We start from the raw sequence: 15,236 nt of genomic DNA on the forward strand, positions 1-15,236 counted from the left end.
ACGGGCGCGGCTTACTTGCCGGCCTTGCGCCGCGCCATGTACGCGAGGTACGCGACGATCTGGTCGAGTTCCCGGTCGCTCAACTGATCGGGCGGGAACGCCGGCATCGCGCGGCCCGGCCAGTCGCGCACCGCCGCCGGGTTGCGGATGTAGCGGCGCAGCGCGGCCGGCTGGAAGTAGTCGACCGGATTCATCGGTGCGTTCAGGTCGGGGCCGGCCTGGCTGCTGCCCGCGCCGTCGAGGCGGTGGCACGCGAGGCATTGCGTGACGAACAGCCGCTGGCCCGCCCGGGCCGCATCGTTCGCCGGCAACGCCGGATCGACGGCGAGCGACGGCCAGCGCGCGAGCGGCGACGATTGGATCGTGATGCGCACGATCTGATATGGCCACTGCTCGCCGCGCACCGACGACGCGTCCGGCCCGAGCCACACGAGATAGAACGGCCCCGCGCTGACCTGCTTGCCCGGCAGCTTCGGCCACGGGTGCGCGGGGTCCTCGATCGCGAGCCACGCGACGGCGCCGGCCGGCGCACGGCGGCGCGCGAGATCCAGCGGCAGTTGCGCGGCGAAACCGTCGGCCGCGCGCGTTTCGAGCACGCCGTCCGCCGGCAGCGGCGTGTCGCCGAGCAGGGCGGCGAACGGTACCGCGCGGAACGTCATCGGCCGGCCGTACGCGATGTCGCGCGGCACGCGGATGTCCGTCGCGTCGGCGCGCGCGAGCAGCGCCTGGCGCGTCAGGACGCGAGGCGTGCCGTCGGTTTCGAGTTCGAGCGCGCCCTGGGCGGACGCGCGCGTCGCGATCAGGCACACCGTCACCAGCAACAGCGAAAACCACCGGCGCTTCAGCATTCGTTCTCCGTGGGGGCGTTCCGGCGGCGGCAGAAAGGCGAGCGCCGCGGCCGAGGGATGGAATCGGGCGACAGTCTATCCGGTACGGGCGGCGCTGGCGACTTCGGCGCGGGAGCGGGGGCGGCACGAGGAAGCGGGCCCGGCTGCCGCTGCAAGTCCGACTACCGGGCGACTACCGGGCGACTACCGGGCGACTACCGGGCGCGGCCGATGCGCGCGTGGGATCGAACTGCCCGATTCGGGCAAAGGCGCGAACGCCTCGATCGAGCGCGTCGGGCCGGATCGACGTGCCGGGTTGCCGTCAATGCGTCGAACACTGCGCGTCGGCCTTCGGCAACGGCGTTTCCCGCGTCGTGTCGAAATCCGCCTCGCGTGTCCCGGACGGCGTCAGCGACACGAAATGCATCGTCCCGCCGCGTGCCGGGAACCCGGCGACGCCGGTCGAGCCCCACGGAATCGGCGAACGCTGCACGCCGCTCACCGACATGCCCGTCGGCGAAAGCGCCAGGGTCAGCAGCCGCCCGTCGCGGGTCGGCACATAGGCATGCGTGCCGTCGACACCGATCCCGGCCTCGCGCACCGACGCCGGCAGGCAGTCGAGCGTGGCCAGACGACGGCCGTCCGGGTCGATCAGCATCGCGACGCCGCGATTGTCCGCCGTCGTCGTGACGACGACGAAGCGGTCGACCGCCGGCACATACGCGGACGAATAGACGTAGTACTGGATCGTGCCGTTCAGCGGCCCGAGCATGTCGAGTTTCGCCGTGACCGGATCGAACATCGCGTATTCGAGCGTCGCGTCCGTGCTGCCCTCGATGTATTTTTGCCAGACCAGCAGCGCGCGCCGCGGCGAACCCGCGACCACGGGCCACCATTCGCGGCGGTGCGGCGCGACCGGCACATGGTTCACCACGCGTCCTTCGGCATCGTAGGTTTTCACGTAGACGCCGTTGCCGGTGCCGAGGTTGTCGACGCCGCCGCCGTCGATCCAGTCGGCGGAATAGAACACGACGAAGCTTTCGCCCACCGCGGCGACGTGGCCCGAGTGGCCGCCTGCTTCGACGTCGTTCGGGTAGGGCTTGACCGGCTTCAGGTCGCGCCGATAGACGCCGTATCGCTGGCTGACCACCTGCGGCGTGTTCCAGCCGTCCTCGAACGTGACGAAGATGTCGCCGCGCGGGTTCTGCGCGATCGACACGGGCTCCTGCGCTTCCGGGCGGCTGATGAACGTATGGACGCGCAGCAGGCGCGGCTTGCCCGGCAGCCATTCGCCGACGTACACATCATGCGGCCAGTCGCCGTTGCGCAGCGCGCCGCGCGGCACGATGCCCGAGCTGCTGAAGAACACCCAGCGCCGGCCGTCGCCTGCGTCGGCCACGCCGATCCCGTGCATGAAGCGCCGCGGGTCGCCGCGCTCCTGCGGCGACTGAGGTGACGCCGGCGCCTCCACGGTGACGGTGTGCACGACCGGCGCGCCGGCAAACGCGTGCGACGGCGCGGCGAACGCGCAGCACGCGCCGCAGAGCACGGTCGCGACGCGCCACGCGGCGGCGCGCCCGAACGCATGCGGGCGCGCGGTGGCGACTTGGGCCGCGACCGGCCGCCGCATCATTCGACGGTGACCGATTTCGCGAGATTGCGCGGCTTGTCGACGTCGGCGCCGCGCGCGCAGCCGACGTGATACGCGAGCAGCTGCAACGGGATCACGTTGACGATCGGCGACAGCGCGTCGCCCGATTCGCGCACGCGGATCAGGTGCGTGTCGCGGTCGGCGTCGATCTCGAGATGATGGCCGGCGAGCACGTACAGCCGGCCACCGCGCGCGCGCACCTCGGCCATGTTGGACTTCAGCTTCTGGAACAGGCGGTCGTCCGGCGCGATCGTGACGACCGGCATCGCGCTCGTGACGAGCGCGAGCGGGCCATGCTTCAGTTCGCCGGCCGGATAGCCCTCCGCATGGATGTACGACACTTCCTTGAGCTTCAGTGCGCCTTCGAGCGCGATCGGATAGTGAATGCCGCGCCCGAGGAACAGCGCGTTCTCGGTGCGCGCGAACTTCGCGGCCCAGCCCATGATCTGCGTTTCCAGCGCGAGTGCGTGACCGATGCGCTCCGGCAGTTCGTGCAACTGCTTCAGGTGCGTCGCGACCTGCGCGGCGTCGAGCCGGCCGCGCTGCTGCGCGAGCGCGAGCGTCAGCAGGAACAGCGCGACGAGCTGGGTCGTGAACGCCTTGGTCGACGCGACGCCGAGCTCGATGCCGGCGCGTGTCAGGAAGCTGAGCGGCGCGCTGCGCGCGATCGAACTCGTCGCCACGTTGCAGATTGCCATCGACATGTCCTGGCCCATCGCGCGCGCGCGCTCGATCGCGCCGATCGTGTCGGCGGTCTCGCCGGACTGCGAAATGCCGACGACGAGCGTGCGCGGATCGGGCACGGTATCGCGATAGCGGTATTCGCTCGCGATCTCGACCTGCGCCGGGATGCCCGCGATGCCCTCGAGCCAGTATTTCGCGGTCAGGCCCGCGTAGTAGCTGGTGCCGCAGCCGAGCAGCAGCACGCTTCGGGTCTTCGACAGCAGCGCACGCGTGCTGTCGCTGCCGCCGAACAGCGCGGGCGAGACCGTGTCGATGCCGTCGATCGTGGCGGCGATCGCCTTCGGCTGTTCGAAGATCTCCTTCTGCATGAAGTGCTGGTACGGGCCGAGGGCGGCGTCGTCGTCGCGCGCCTTGACGAGGCACAGCGGACGCTGTGCTTCGCTCCCGACCGAGTCGACCACGGCGATCCGCTCCGGCGTGATCAGCGCGACGTCACCGTCTTCCAGGTAGACGAAACGGTCGGTCAGGTCGCCGAGTGCCGCGCAATCGGACGCGAGATAGTTCTGGTCCGCGCCGATGCCGATCACGAGCGGCGAGCCCGCGCGCGCGGCGACGAGCCGCTGCGGCTCGCGCGCGCTCAGCACGGCGATCGCGTACGCGCCGTGCAGCCGCTTGACCGCGCGAATCACCGCGTCGAACAGGTCGTCGCGATACATGCTGTGGATCAGGTGCGCGATCACTTCGGTGTCGGTCTCGCCGCGAAACGTATAGCCGCGCTCCCGCAGTTCGGCGCGCAGCGCATCGTGGTTTTCGATGATGCCGTTGTGCACGACCGCGATCGTGTCGCCCGACATGATCGGGTGCGCGTTCATTTCCGACGGTGCGCCGTGCGTCGCCCAGCGCGTGTGCGCGATGCACGTCTGCGCTTCGAGACCGAGCGTCAGCACGCGGTCCTGCAAGTCTGCCACGCGCCGCAACGTGCGTTCGCTGCGCAGGCAGCCGTCACGCAGCACGGCGATGCCGCACGAATCGTAGCCGCGATATTCGAGCCGGCTCAGTGCATTGACCAGTTGCGGGACCTGATTTTTCAGGCCGCTTGCTCCGACGATTCCGCACATGATTCACCTCGTCTACAGGAAGTTTTTCGGCCGGCGCGCGACGCGCGCCAGGACGATTTCAGGAGCGCCGTCGCGTCATGCGGCGTGCGCCGTGCGTCGTGCGCAGTGCGTTGCGGCACGGCGCCGGTGACCTACTCGCGGGGCTGCGGTCCCGCATGCGCGATCCATTCGATGCCCGAGATCGAGCCGTTCGCGTCGTGCGACGCGACGAGAATGCGCGTCGTGCGCCGCGCGCCGCGCCGGCGGGCGCCCGCGAGCGCGGTCGGCGGCACCGAGCGCATCTTCACGCTGGCCGAGCGCCGCAGCATCTTCGACACGCGCAACCGGTACGCGAGCGGATGCACGACGCGTCCCGCGATCAGCCACGTGACGATCGTGCCGGCGATCAGCGCGATGCTCGTCACGTAGAACACGATCTGCTCGATCGGCATCTCGGCCTCGTTGAACGGCAGCAGGTAGCGGTACGTGTAGATGCAGATCGATGCCCATACTCCTCCGACCAGCGCGGGCCGCACGAGGCGGAACCATGCGACGAGCACGGGCCCGATGACGACGCCGCGCTCGGCGATCATTTCGCGCGGCGCGCGCAGGGAAAGGTCAATAATCGGCGCGTTCTTCATGTTGAATGCCTCGGTCGGGACTGACCCAGACGGCGCGCTTGCCGCGGCCCCGCAGTACGACGGCGGGCAGGGCGACGACGGTGGTGATCATGCTGATCAGCCAGAACGCGACGGGGTACCAGACGGTGTCAAGGAAATACATCAGGAGTTTTTCGTCGTAACGACGATCGATCATGCTGCCGATGATCAGCTGCAGGATGCAGGTCGCGACCAGCAGCATCCCGTGCCAGTGCGGCACCACGGACACATGCCAGTCGGGCGGAAGCGGGTAGACGACGTCGACGAGCGCGAGCAGCAGGATGAACGACATCGAGTAGGCCCACGTGATGCCGATCAGGTACTCGACGAACAGCGGCCACATCATCATCTGGGTCGGCCGCGCGAGCGTGCCCGCGTACTTGATCAGCACCTGGATGCCGCCTTTCGCCCAGCGCAATCGCTGCCGGTAGAGACCCTTCAGCGTCTCGGGCATCAGGATCCAGCTGAGCGCGTGCGGCTCGTACACGACGCGCCAGTCGCGGCACTGCAGCTTCCAGCTGATGTCGATGTCCTCGGTCAGCATGTCCGAGCTCCAGTAGCCGACGTCGGCGAGCGCGGTCTTGCGGAACATCGTGATCACGCCCGACACCGTGAAGATGCGGCCGTACACTTGCTGCGTGCGCTTGATCAGGCCGACGATCGACGAGAATTCGCCGACCTGCATGCGTCCCAGCAGCGACGTGCGCGTGCGGATGCGCGGGTTGCCGGTGACCGCGCCGACGCCCGGGTCGGTCAGGAAGTGCTCGAGCATCCAGCCGATCGCGTCATGCGCGAGCAGCGCATCGCCGTCGATGCAGAGCAGATATTCCGCGTTCGATACCGCCGCCGCGGTGGTGAGCCCGACCGCCTTGCCTTCGTTGCGCGCGTGATGGATGACGAGCAGCCGCGGGATCTCGACGGCCAGTTCGTTGAGGATGTCGCCCGTGCGGTCCCGGCTGCCGTCGTTGACCGCGATGATGTCGTAGTTCGGGTAGTCCATCGCGTTGAGGTGGCGGATCACGCTGCGTGCGTTGGCGGCCTCGTTGAAGCACGGCACGACGATCGAGATCTTCGGGATGCCGCTCGCGGCGATCGTGCGCGTCGACAGCTCGCGGCCTTCCTCGAGCAGGAAATAATGGACGACGCCGCCGATCATCCACAGATACGACATGAAGAACGGATAGTAGAAGACGAAGTCCTGCAGGCGCTGGATGATGCCGTGGGTGGTCATGGCGTCTTGGTCCCCTGTGCATGCTGCATCTGCATCAGCGCGTTGATGGAGGTCGGATCGAGGCGCGACTTCAGCGACATCACGTCGCGCATCGCGTCGAGTTCCGGCTGGCCGTTCAGGAAGTTGTCCGGGTAGTAGCCGAAATTCACGGCGCCCTCGCTGCGCAGTCGTCGCATCTGCGCAAGCAGCGTGCCGGCCGGCACCTGCTTCTGCGCGCGCCAGTCGTACGACTGCAGTTCGAACACGGTGCGCTGCAGCCCGCGCTGCTTGGCGCGGACGGCCCGCACGAGCTGGTCCAGCCAGCCCTCGGGATCCTTCGCCTGCTCCATGTACGGCATCGCCATCAGCGCGACGTAGTCGTAGGTGGCGAGGAAATCGTCGTAGTTCTGCGCGTACCACGCTTCCGATTCGGGCTTGAGCACCGGCAGCGCGTAGATGTTGCGCGCGGTCAGCACGTCGCCCACGTTCTGGTGGGCCAGCACGATCTGTTCGAGCTGGCGGGTCAGGTCGATCAGGTAGCGCGACTTCTGGCGCGTCCAGCGTTTCAACAGGTCGGGATTTTCGCGGATCTTGCCGACGTCGGCCGGCAGCCCCCACTGCGAATAGGTGCGCAGCGCATGCCGGCCCGCATCCTCGTAGTCGTCGAGCACGGCGTCGTCGCTGAACAGGATGCCGCTGAACGACGCGTGCTTGCTGAGATCCTCGTAGATCTGCTGGATCATCAGCCGCGCCTCCGGATCGAACGGGCTCAGCCGGAACACGCGCGTGCCGTTTTCGCGGGCCGGCGCGCCGCCGAATGCGCTGACGGCCTCGAGCCCGCGCTGCTTGTCCGGCGGCGGCCGGAACGCGAGCACCGGCATCCACGCGTACACCTGCACGTTGGAGCGCGTGTTGAGCTGCCACGCGGCGCGCGAGAACAGGTCGGCGCGCATCGGCAGGTGCCGGTTCGGGAAATACACCGCTTCGGCCACGCCCGTGCCTTTCGGATCGGCATACGCCTGCAGGTACACCGATTTCGGCTGCATCCGGTAGATGCGTTCGATCAGCTTGCCGAGATTCGCTTCCTGCCGCGCGGGATCCGGATCGTAGACCTGGTCGAGATCGACCTGCACGGTGCGCTCGGGCACGTCGACGTCGCCGCGGTTGGAGGCCGGCTCGCGCATCGAGCGTTCGAACCCGCCGATGTCGACGTCGTACATCATCAGGATCCGTCTCAGCCGGTCCAGCGGCACGTCCGGCGTATTCGGGCCGGCATCGAGGCTGAACTGGATGTCCATGCCGAGCGACGTCGATATCTGGCGCACGGGCTGGTTTTCCGCGCCGTATGGCCACACCATCGAGCGAGCAACGATGCCCGTGTGTTCGCGGATCTGGCGCACGCACGTCTGCAGGTCGTCGTGCACGCGTGCGTGGAATTCGGCGTCGGTTTCATAGCGTTTCTGGTCTTGCAGGTAGAGGTGCGACGTGGTCGCCGGCAACTCGTTGCCTTGCGGATTCGCGATCGCGCCGTGATGGAGGTTGTGGGTATGGCAACCGAGCTCGACGAGGTCCGACTGGCCGAGCTTCTTCACCTCGTCCCACGACAGGAAGTAGTCGCGCGGCACCTGGACCTTGTCGCTGATGCGGATCGGCACGTTCGGCGGTGCATCGATCCACGCGGTGACGATGCCCATCACGGCCGGATACTTGAAGCGCTCGAGCAGCGGCAGCACTTTCGTGTAGTGGCTGCGAAAGCCGTCGTCGAACGTGAGCAGCACGGAACGCGGCGGCAGCGGCTTGCCGCCGTGCCGGGACGCCTCGATCTGCTTGACCGTGATGGTGTGGTAGTTGTTGGTCTGCAGCCACGAGAAGATCGCGGTCAGCGTGCCGGTATCGACCGCGAACGGATCGACCAGCGCCGACGGGGGCTTGAACGACTCCATCAGGTTGTCGCGCACGTCATGCAGGCAGATGACGCGAAACGTCTTGCCGTCGGCCGGATCGGATGGCGGCAGCAGGTCGATCATCTTGGCGTTCGTCACGCCCGGGAACAGCGAACAGGCGGTGAACGTGCCGAGGCATCCGCACATGAAGGTCCGTCTGGTTTGCATTGCGCGATCTCCTTGCTAGAACGGCAGATTGAGCGACAGGAAGCCGGTTTCGGAGCGCTCGCGCTGGCCGTCGTACGCGTGGCTGCTGACCTCGACGCCATAGCTCAGCGTGATGTCGTGCTTGAACGTCCACGCGTGCTCGAGACGCGCGCTCCACAGCGGGCTGCTGCCGAAGCCGCGCTCGTTGTACACGCCGCCCGACGCCGAGACGCGCTGCTGCAGCGACATGTCGCCCTTCTTCCACAGCGTCAGCTGGTGCATGACGGTCGCCGCGGCCGCATAGTCGCGGCGCGGACTGAAGTAGGGCGCGTCGTTGCGCGTGTTGCTGTCGGTGCCGAGATCCAGCGAGACGTTGACGAGCTGCCTGGCGGACGTGTACACACGCTGCGTGGCGGTTGCCGTGATTTCCTGGTGCAGGTTCGAATCGCTGTAGCGGCTCACGCCGTAGCTCAGCTTCACCTCGCGGCGGTCGTTCTGGCGATACACGACCGAGGCGTTCGCGGAGCGGCCCCAGATATGCGCGGCATACGCCTTCCACGGCAACGAGTTGTCGTTGCTGTCGAGGCCGGCGCTGACCGTCCAGTAGTCGTTCAGCGCGTACGCGATCGACCCGCGGCCGCCGGTTCGGCCGTCCGAGCCGAACGAGCGCGTGACTTCGCCCAGCACGGTGAGCGGCCCGTGCCGGTAGTCGCCGCCGACGCCCGTGCGCGTGCGGCTGACGCTGCCGGAATCGGTTTGCGCATGGCCGAAGAACGTATGCGAGAAGACGCGCCAGTTGTCTCCGAATGGTTGCGAATACACGTAGCTGTCCGACGTGAAGCTGTTGTCGGCCAGCGCGCTGTTGCCGTGCTCGAAGCTCAGGTCGGTCGTGAACACGGGGCTGCGGTATGCCTTGTAGTCGCGCTTGAAGATGCGCACGGCGCCGCTGTCCGGGAACGTGTTGTCGAGGGTCTGCTCGACGTTCTTCGCGGTTGCGTAGTCGTCTGCCGTCAGCGCCGCGCGGCCGAGGCCGGCGAGCATCTCGACGCTGTCCGGGTGGTCGGTCAGCGAGGCGCGATACATCGCGATCGCCTGGCGGGGATGCGACTGGCCGGATACCGCGTCGGCGTGCGCGGCACGGATCTCCGCGTTGAACGGGACCTCCTTCTCGAGCTGTTCCAGCGCGGCGATCCCCTCGTCGGTGTGACCCGTGAAGATCAGGTATTGCGCGCGCAGCCGGTAATAGCGCAGATAGTCGCTTTCTTCCGGACCGACGTTGCGCACTTCGTTGACGGGCGGCAGGGACTTGCCCATGTCGTCGAGCACCTGCTTCGCGTCCGCCGCGCGTGCCTGGTCGACATACGACCAGAACAGCCCTTCGCGAAGTTCGATCGGACGCGTGCGTGCGCCGTACTGGAAGCCGCGGGTCGCACGGTCCGTAGGCGACGCGGTCGCCTGGTTCAGCGCACGCTGGTACACGCCGTTCGCCTTGCCCGGTTCGCTCAGGTACAGGTAGGCGTCGCCGACCGCCGCCAGCGCGTCGATCGAGATCTCCGCATTGGACGGGATCGTCTCGAACGTCTCGACGGCCGGCTTCATGTCGCCGCGCGCCGCGAGGGCGACCGTGCGGTCGCCCGCGAGCGCCGTCCTGACCGGCGCATAGTCGGGCGTGGCCGGCATCCGCTTGTCGAGGTCGTCGGCCGCGCGCAGCGCGTTGTCGATCCCGTCGAAGCGGTCCGGACTCGTCATCGAGCGCGACTTGTCGCGTCCGCCGCGCACCTGCTGGCGTATCGACAGTTCTTCCAGCTGCGCGATGTCGACGGCCGAGAACGCATCGGGCCGTGCCTTCGCTTCCTCGAGCGCCTGGATCGCGCCGCCGCTCGCCGCGAGGCCGAACACGTCGTTGCGCACGGTCGCGACATCGGCGGTACGGAGATTCGGTATCTGGGCATTCGGTGTCTGGACGTCGGGGCCTTGCGATCGCTGGATCGATTCGCCAGGTAGCTGGGCGCCGGGCGTCTGCGAATTCGGTGCCTGCGAGGACGGCGGCTGAGCGCCGGGCGTCTGGGTCACCGGCGCAGGCGAGGTCGGCATGGGGGTGCCGGATGCCTGCGCGGTTTGCGTCGGTGTCGTCGCTGTCGTCGCAGCATTCGGCGATGCGGCGGCAGCGGCCGGTGCGGGCTGGGTCGGCGCGTCCGATGCATGCGCAGCCGGAGCCGATGTATTCGGTGGCGCGGTGTCCGGCGCCTGGGTAAGCGGCATTGGAGCATCCGACGATTGCGCGGCTGGAGCCGATGTATTCGGCGGCGCGGTGTCGGGTGCCTGGGCAAGCGGGATTGAAGCATCCGACGATTGCGCGGCTGGAGCCGATGTGTTCGGCGGCGCGGTGTCGGGTGCCTGGGCAAGCGGGATTGAAGTATCCGACGATTGCGCGGCCGGAGCCGATGTGTTCGGCTGCACGGTGTCGGGTGCCTGGGCAAGCTGGATTGAAGCGTCCGACGATTGCGCGGCTGGCGCTGACATATTCGGCGACGCGATGTCGGGCGCCTGGGCAAGCTGCTGCGTCTGCGCATCCGATGATCGCGCGTCCGGCGCCGGTTCACTCGGCTGCGCCGCGTCCGGCTCCACCACGACCGTGGTCGGCATCGCCTGCGGCTGCGGGTTCGACGCCTGCGCGATCTGCATCGATGCGTCCGATGCCTGCGCGATCGGCGTCGGCGCATGCGGGGGCAGGGCGTCCGGGCCCTGGGCGAGCCGCATCGACGCCTCCGTCGGCTGCATGCCGGGCGGCAGCGCATCCGGCGCGCCGTGGGTGCCTGCGACTTCCCTCGCGCTGCCCGGTTCCGCGTCGCCTTCGGCGGCAAGACAGGAGCCGGACGCGATGAGCAGCAACAGCAAGGGCGCGTGCAGGAGGATCCGCCGGTTGGGCGGAGCGACGGTGGTGCATTGTTGTTGACGATTGTTAGCCACGATGTCTCCTCACTCTGAAACGATCACATCGGTTGCACGCCCGACGACGCGCGTCGCCGGTCGTCGTGCTGCCGGGCAGTGAGGCCCGGCAGCGTCCGGCCGCTTCACAGGCGGTTGCGGATCGCTTGTCCAAGCAGCGCGCGCGATTCGCTGTTCTTCGGGTCGATGGCGAGGGCCCGGCTCGCGTTGTGCTCGACGCAGGTCCATTCGTCGATCCGTGCGCACCAGCGCGCCCTGGCGAGGGCGCGGGCGCCTTCCATCTCGTCGCGCGTGACGCTGGTGGTCTGCATGTGCGTCGTGTCGGCGATATCCGATTGCGGTTGCCGTGTCGGCGTGGGCTCGGGGTGTTGTCTCGTGCGTGCCAGCGCCTGCGAACGCGACGTCCGGTGCGTGTCAGCGGGGCGTGCCGCGCGAGCGCTCGCCGATGCGGCGTGTGCACCGGCCGCGAGCGTCGTGGTCGGCACATGCGCGGGGCGCGGGTGTTTCGCGGCGGGGCGGGCGGTCGGTGGTGGCGGCACGGCCGGGGCGGTCGCGGCCGATCCTGCAGGCATCGCCGACGCAAACGGCGTACCCGGTGCGGAAGGCGTCACCGGCTCGGCCTGCCCGGCCGTCGACGCCGCGCGGGAGGCGTCGGCCGTCGCGGCCACGATGGCCTGGCGATACTTCCCGACGGTGGTGCCGATCAAGCCGGCGATGTCGTGCGTCACGGTTGCATGGCTGCCCCCCACGTCTCGCTCGACGTAGGCGAAGGCGCCGAAGATCGCGGCAAATGCAACGATGCTGAGCGCCGCATTCTTTCCCGGTCCCCAGGAGGGCTTCGGCTGACGGACGGGCGCGCCGTCCGGTCGCTCTGCACGAGTCATTCGATTCTCCTGTCGATGGATTGCAGTGCATGACGCGGGTGCGCGCCCTCGGCGCGCGGATTCGACTGACGTTCACCACCGCAACTGCGTGGTGAGTGCGCCGGTTTCGACCACCGCGAACTGGGTCGCTCCCTGATAGGTCCCTTCGACCCGGTAACTTGCATCGGGCACGCTGAACAGACAGCGCGAACCCGTCGCGTTGAATTCGACGAGGACGCGTCCATGCCGTCGCAGCCGAACCTGCACGTTCGACAGCGGTTGCCCGGTGGCGCCCGATACGAACGACACACCGAGGTTGTACGGCCGGCCATCGGGGGGAAGCGGCGCCGTACCGTCGATTCGCGCGTCGCCGCAGACGTACGAAATCACGTATCGCCCGGAGCCGGTATCGGACGAGGGTGTCGGGGCCTGGTTCGGAGTTTGGGCCGCGGCATGAATGCAGAGCGCGGATACGACAATGCCGAGGAGCCGGCGACCATGCTGTTCAAACGAGGAAGACATTGCAACCTCCATCCGGAATCGCTGGCAATGCACTTATTCCGATTTGAAAATTAGCGACGCTATTTCGTTTTGCGACAACGCTATTGATACACGATGGGTTTCGAACAAACAATCATGTGTGGCCCGAATGGGACAAGCTTTAAAGGTCTTATTTAAATAGGATTGGTAATAATTCGACGAAATGGATCAGCTCTGAACAAAGGCGATATTGCCGAATATGAAATTTGCTCATCGGTAGCGATGACCATTTTGCAAATTTCCGACGTAAGTGGTACCGACGTTTGTACCGAAAAATAACGACTGATAAAAGGAAGACTTTCCTCTTTCATCGAAGCATTACGGTGAATTTCGGAGTGCAGGTCAGGGAATCGAAAGAGGGGATGTGGCCTTATGGATGAAAAATGCTATTGCATGAAAAGAGAAACTTTTAATTTGTTCTGTAACAGGTTATTTCTGTCGTATGAATCGGAAATTTATTCGGGGTCGATGTTTTCGATGTAAATTAAATGCGATTCGGCTCGCAAACGTTTGCCTGTTTTTACGGGTTTAATCGAGGTACGGAACGCATATCGAAGACGGAGCAGGAGCGGAAAATGCTCCGCGATTGCGCACGTCGAATAACCGCGCGCCGGGCGGATTGCATCCGCGCGGCGCGCTGGCGAGTCGGGCGACGAGGGACGGTGAAGGGCGCTACCGGCTGCCGCCGGCGCTGCGGCGCGCGATGCGCATGGCCGGCGCGATCGATTCCTCGGCCGCGCGCGCGCTGTCGGCCGCGGTGCGCGGCCGGTTCATGATGTAGGTCCACAGCTGCTCGGCCGCGAGCCCGCGCTTGCGCGCGGACCGGTACAGGCGAATCTCGAGTTCGGTGATCCAGTCCGCCGAGCCCGCGCGGACGAGCGAGCCCTCCGCGAGTTCCTTCGCCACGCAGCTCTCGGGCAGCCAGCCGATCCCGTGCCCGGCCACGACCATCCCCTTCAGCGCCTCGGACATGTGCGTCTCGAAGCACCGGTGCAGCGCGTACGGTTCGGCCGCGTTCAGCAGCAGCATCTCGACCACGTTCCCGAGGAACGCGCCCGACGAATACGCGAGCAGCGGCAGCGGCGCGTCCGGCGTGCCCGGCAGTTCGAATACCGGTTTGCCGCGCGCGTCGGGCGTCGATACCGGCAGGATCCGTTCGACGCCGAGCGTGACGAACGGGAAGTGGTTCGGATCGAGCACGATCGGCAGTTGCGGATGGTGATAGCCGAGCAGCAGGTCGCATTCACCTTCGACGAGCTGCTGCACGCCTTCGGGCACGTTCACCGCGTTGACGCGCGCGGTCACGTGGCCGACTTCGCCGTTCAGCTGCTTGAGCCATTCGGGGAACAGCGTGAACACGAGCGTATGCGCGACCGCGAAGCGCACCACCTGGTCGCTTGCCGCGAACTGGTCATAGCCGTTCACGAGGTTGCGTGCCGCATACATGCTGCGCAGGATGTCCGCGGCCAGCCCGCGGAACATCTGTCCGGCCGGCGTCAGCGCGATCGGGTTGATGCTGCGGTCGACCAGCTTCGCGTCCATCCACGTTTCGAGCGCGGCGATGCGCCGGCTGAACGCCGACTGCGTGAGGTGCCGATGACGCGCGGCCCGGGAAAAGCTCTTGGTATCCGCAAGGCTCAGGAAATCTTCCAGCCACTTTGCTTCCATGTTGATCTTCGCTGTTTATAGTCGGCGCCGGGAGGAGCGGCACCATTTCACTGAACCGGTTTGGTAGCGTACCGCGCCTCGCGCATGGGGGCCGATGTTTTTTTTCGATCGGTGTCAGTCGAAATATGCATGGGCGTTGTCGGCGGGATTACGGCTGCATAAGTTCGAGGTGCCGGACCCGGCTAACCGGTTAGTTCACCGCGTCGAACTGCCCGACCTGCCGCAGACGGTACTTCCCCCAGGGCCGGCCTCGTGCCGGCCCGCCTTTCCGCCATTCCGCCCGGTAACCGAAGGATGCGGCGCCATTCCCGTCCGCGGTGCAGGACGGGCCGCCGCGACGGGCCGCCGCCGCCGCGGCGCGGTTCGCTGCGATGCGGCAAGACCGGCCGAGGAGGTGGCGGGACGCGGTCGAGTGCACGGCGGCGGGAAGCCGTGCCGGTACGGGCTCGGAGCTGCTGCCGGCGGGCAGCGCGGCAACGGGCAGGCGTGCGGGCAGGGGGAGGTATTGGTGCAGTGCAGCTTGCACAGTCGTGACACGCAGGGGAACTATGTTTCACAGACGCGGCGCAGCAGCGGCCGTGCACGGGCACGGCACGCCGCTGGCGCGTCCCGCGCCGTGCGTCGCACCATCATGGTGCGGCATGCTGCGGGGGCGTGCCGGCCGCGCGACAAAAAGGGGGACCTGAGGGGTTATCGCAAGGCACGTTCCTTGCAAGGCAGTTAGTACGCCGGTCCGGCATGCGCAATGCCGGGGAAAACGATCGATGGAGAAAAAGATCGATGAAGCCATTCGATGAAATGCTGCAATCCGGCGATATGGTGAGGGCGCCCTACGCGCGCCTCAAGCAGTGGCTCGACACGCAGAACCCTGCAAGCCTCGCCCAGAAAGCCCACGACGCGGAAGGCGTGTTCCGCAGGACGGGCATCACGTTCGCCGTGTACGGCGACGCGCAGGCCGCCGAGCGCCTGATTCCGTTCGACATCGTGCCGCGCATCAT

At 67.1% G+C, this 15,236-nt stretch carries 10 protein-coding genes and 1 pseudogene; 1 reads left to right on the plus strand and 10 read right to left on the minus strand.

Annotated elements, in window-relative coordinates; genetic code table 11:
• Window positions 1-11: 11 nt before the first annotated feature.
• The 10 genes from DIE04_RS26325 to DIE04_RS26370 all read right to left on the minus strand — a co-directional run bounded on the left by DIE04_RS26325 (window position 12) and on the right by DIE04_RS26370 (window position 14,238).
• Window positions 12-848, minus strand: a complete 837-nt coding sequence (locus tag DIE04_RS26325; protein ID WP_124522904.1) for a cytochrome c — start codon at window positions 846-848, stop codon at window positions 12-14.
• Between the two features lie 301 nt (window positions 849-1,149).
• Entirely contained in the window at window positions 1,150-2,457 is a 1,308-nt protein-coding gene (locus tag DIE04_RS26330) for a hypothetical protein (protein WP_124522985.1), read from the minus strand.
• Window positions 2,457-4,280 (minus strand): glutamine--fructose-6-phosphate transaminase (isomerizing), encoded by a 1,824-nt coding sequence (glmS, locus tag DIE04_RS26335; RefSeq protein WP_124522902.1) that lies wholly within the window; start codon window positions 4,278-4,280, stop codon window positions 2,457-2,459. The genes DIE04_RS26330 and glmS overlap by 1 nt, the downstream gene beginning before the upstream one ends.
• Before the next feature lie 131 nt (window positions 4,281-4,411).
• Window positions 4,412-4,900, minus strand: a complete 489-nt coding sequence (locus tag DIE04_RS26340) for a Biofilm PGA synthesis auxiliary protein PgaD (RefSeq protein ID WP_124522900.1) — start codon at window positions 4,898-4,900, stop codon at window positions 4,412-4,414.
• Entirely contained in the window at window positions 4,878-6,149 is a 1,272-nt protein-coding gene (pgaC, locus tag DIE04_RS26345; protein ID WP_044843967.1) for a poly-beta-1,6-N-acetyl-D-glucosamine synthase, read from the minus strand. Before pgaC ends, DIE04_RS26340 begins: the two co-directional genes overlap by 23 nt.
• Window positions 6,146-8,239: a poly-beta-1,6-N-acetyl-D-glucosamine N-deacetylase PgaB gene (gene pgaB / locus DIE04_RS26350; RefSeq protein WP_124488826.1), complete on the minus strand. Its 2,094-nt coding sequence runs from the start codon at window positions 8,237-8,239 to the stop codon at window positions 6,146-6,148. The genes pgaC and pgaB overlap by 4 nt, the downstream gene beginning before the upstream one ends.
• A gap of 15 nt (window positions 8,240-8,254) precedes the next feature.
• Window positions 8,255-11,188, minus strand: a complete 2,934-nt coding sequence (gene pgaA / locus DIE04_RS26355; protein ID WP_124522898.1) for a poly-beta-1,6 N-acetyl-D-glucosamine export porin PgaA — start codon at window positions 11,186-11,188, stop codon at window positions 8,255-8,257.
• A gap of 104 nt (window positions 11,189-11,292) precedes the next feature.
• Window positions 11,293-12,051, minus strand: coding sequence for a hypothetical protein (locus DIE04_RS26360; protein ID WP_124488824.1), 759 nt, complete (start codon window positions 12,049-12,051; stop codon window positions 11,293-11,295).
• Window positions 12,052-12,123: 72 nt separating this feature from the next.
• On the minus strand, window positions 12,124-12,552 hold the full coding sequence (locus DIE04_RS26365; protein WP_044843971.1) for a hypothetical protein: 429 nt from the start codon (window positions 12,550-12,552) through the stop codon (window positions 12,124-12,126).
• Window positions 12,553-13,242: 690 nt separating this feature from the next.
• Window positions 13,243-14,238, minus strand: a complete 996-nt coding sequence (locus DIE04_RS26370) for a LysR substrate-binding domain-containing protein (protein WP_124522896.1) — start codon at window positions 14,236-14,238, stop codon at window positions 13,243-13,245.
• 738 nt (window positions 14,239-14,976) lie between these two features.
• Between DIE04_RS26370 and DIE04_RS26375 the strand changes: the two are divergent.
• Window positions 14,977-15,236 (plus strand): annotated as a pseudogene (locus DIE04_RS26375) (circularly permuted type 2 ATP-grasp protein); the annotation flags it as partial.

It is taken from the genome of Burkholderia sp. Bp8994 (assembly GCF_003853805.1).
Classification (GTDB): domain Bacteria; phylum Pseudomonadota; class Gammaproteobacteria; order Burkholderiales; family Burkholderiaceae; genus Burkholderia.

Excerpts from the sequence above, each read along its gene's own strand:
- DIE04_RS26325 (WP_124522904.1), bottom strand. The coding sequence starts at position 848 with ATGCTGAAGCGCCGGTGGTTTTCGCTGTTGCTGGTGACGGTGTGCCTG.
- DIE04_RS26330 (WP_124522985.1), bottom strand. The coding sequence starts at position 2,457 with ATGCGGCGGCCGGTCGCGGCCCAAGTCGCCACCGCGCGCCCGCATGCG.
- glmS (WP_124522902.1), bottom strand. The coding sequence starts at position 4,280 with ATGTGCGGAATCGTCGGAGCAAGCGGCCTGAAAAATCAGGTCCCGCAA.
- DIE04_RS26340 (WP_124522900.1), bottom strand. The coding sequence starts at position 4,900 with ATGAAGAACGCGCCGATTATTGACCTTTCCCTGCGCGCGCCGCGCGAA.
- pgaC (WP_044843967.1), bottom strand. The coding sequence starts at position 6,149 with ATGACCACCCACGGCATCATCCAGCGCCTGCAGGACTTCGTCTTCTAC.
- pgaB (WP_124488826.1), bottom strand. The coding sequence starts at position 8,239 with ATGCAAACCAGACGGACCTTCATGTGCGGATGCCTCGGCACGTTCACC.
- DIE04_RS26360 (WP_124488824.1), bottom strand. The coding sequence starts at position 12,051 with ATGACTCGTGCAGAGCGACCGGACGGCGCGCCCGTCCGTCAGCCGAAG.
- DIE04_RS26365 (WP_044843971.1), bottom strand. The coding sequence starts at position 12,552 with ATGTCTTCCTCGTTTGAACAGCATGGTCGCCGGCTCCTCGGCATTGTC.
- DIE04_RS26370 (WP_124522896.1), bottom strand. The coding sequence starts at position 14,238 with ATGGAAGCAAAGTGGCTGGAAGATTTCCTGAGCCTTGCGGATACCAAG.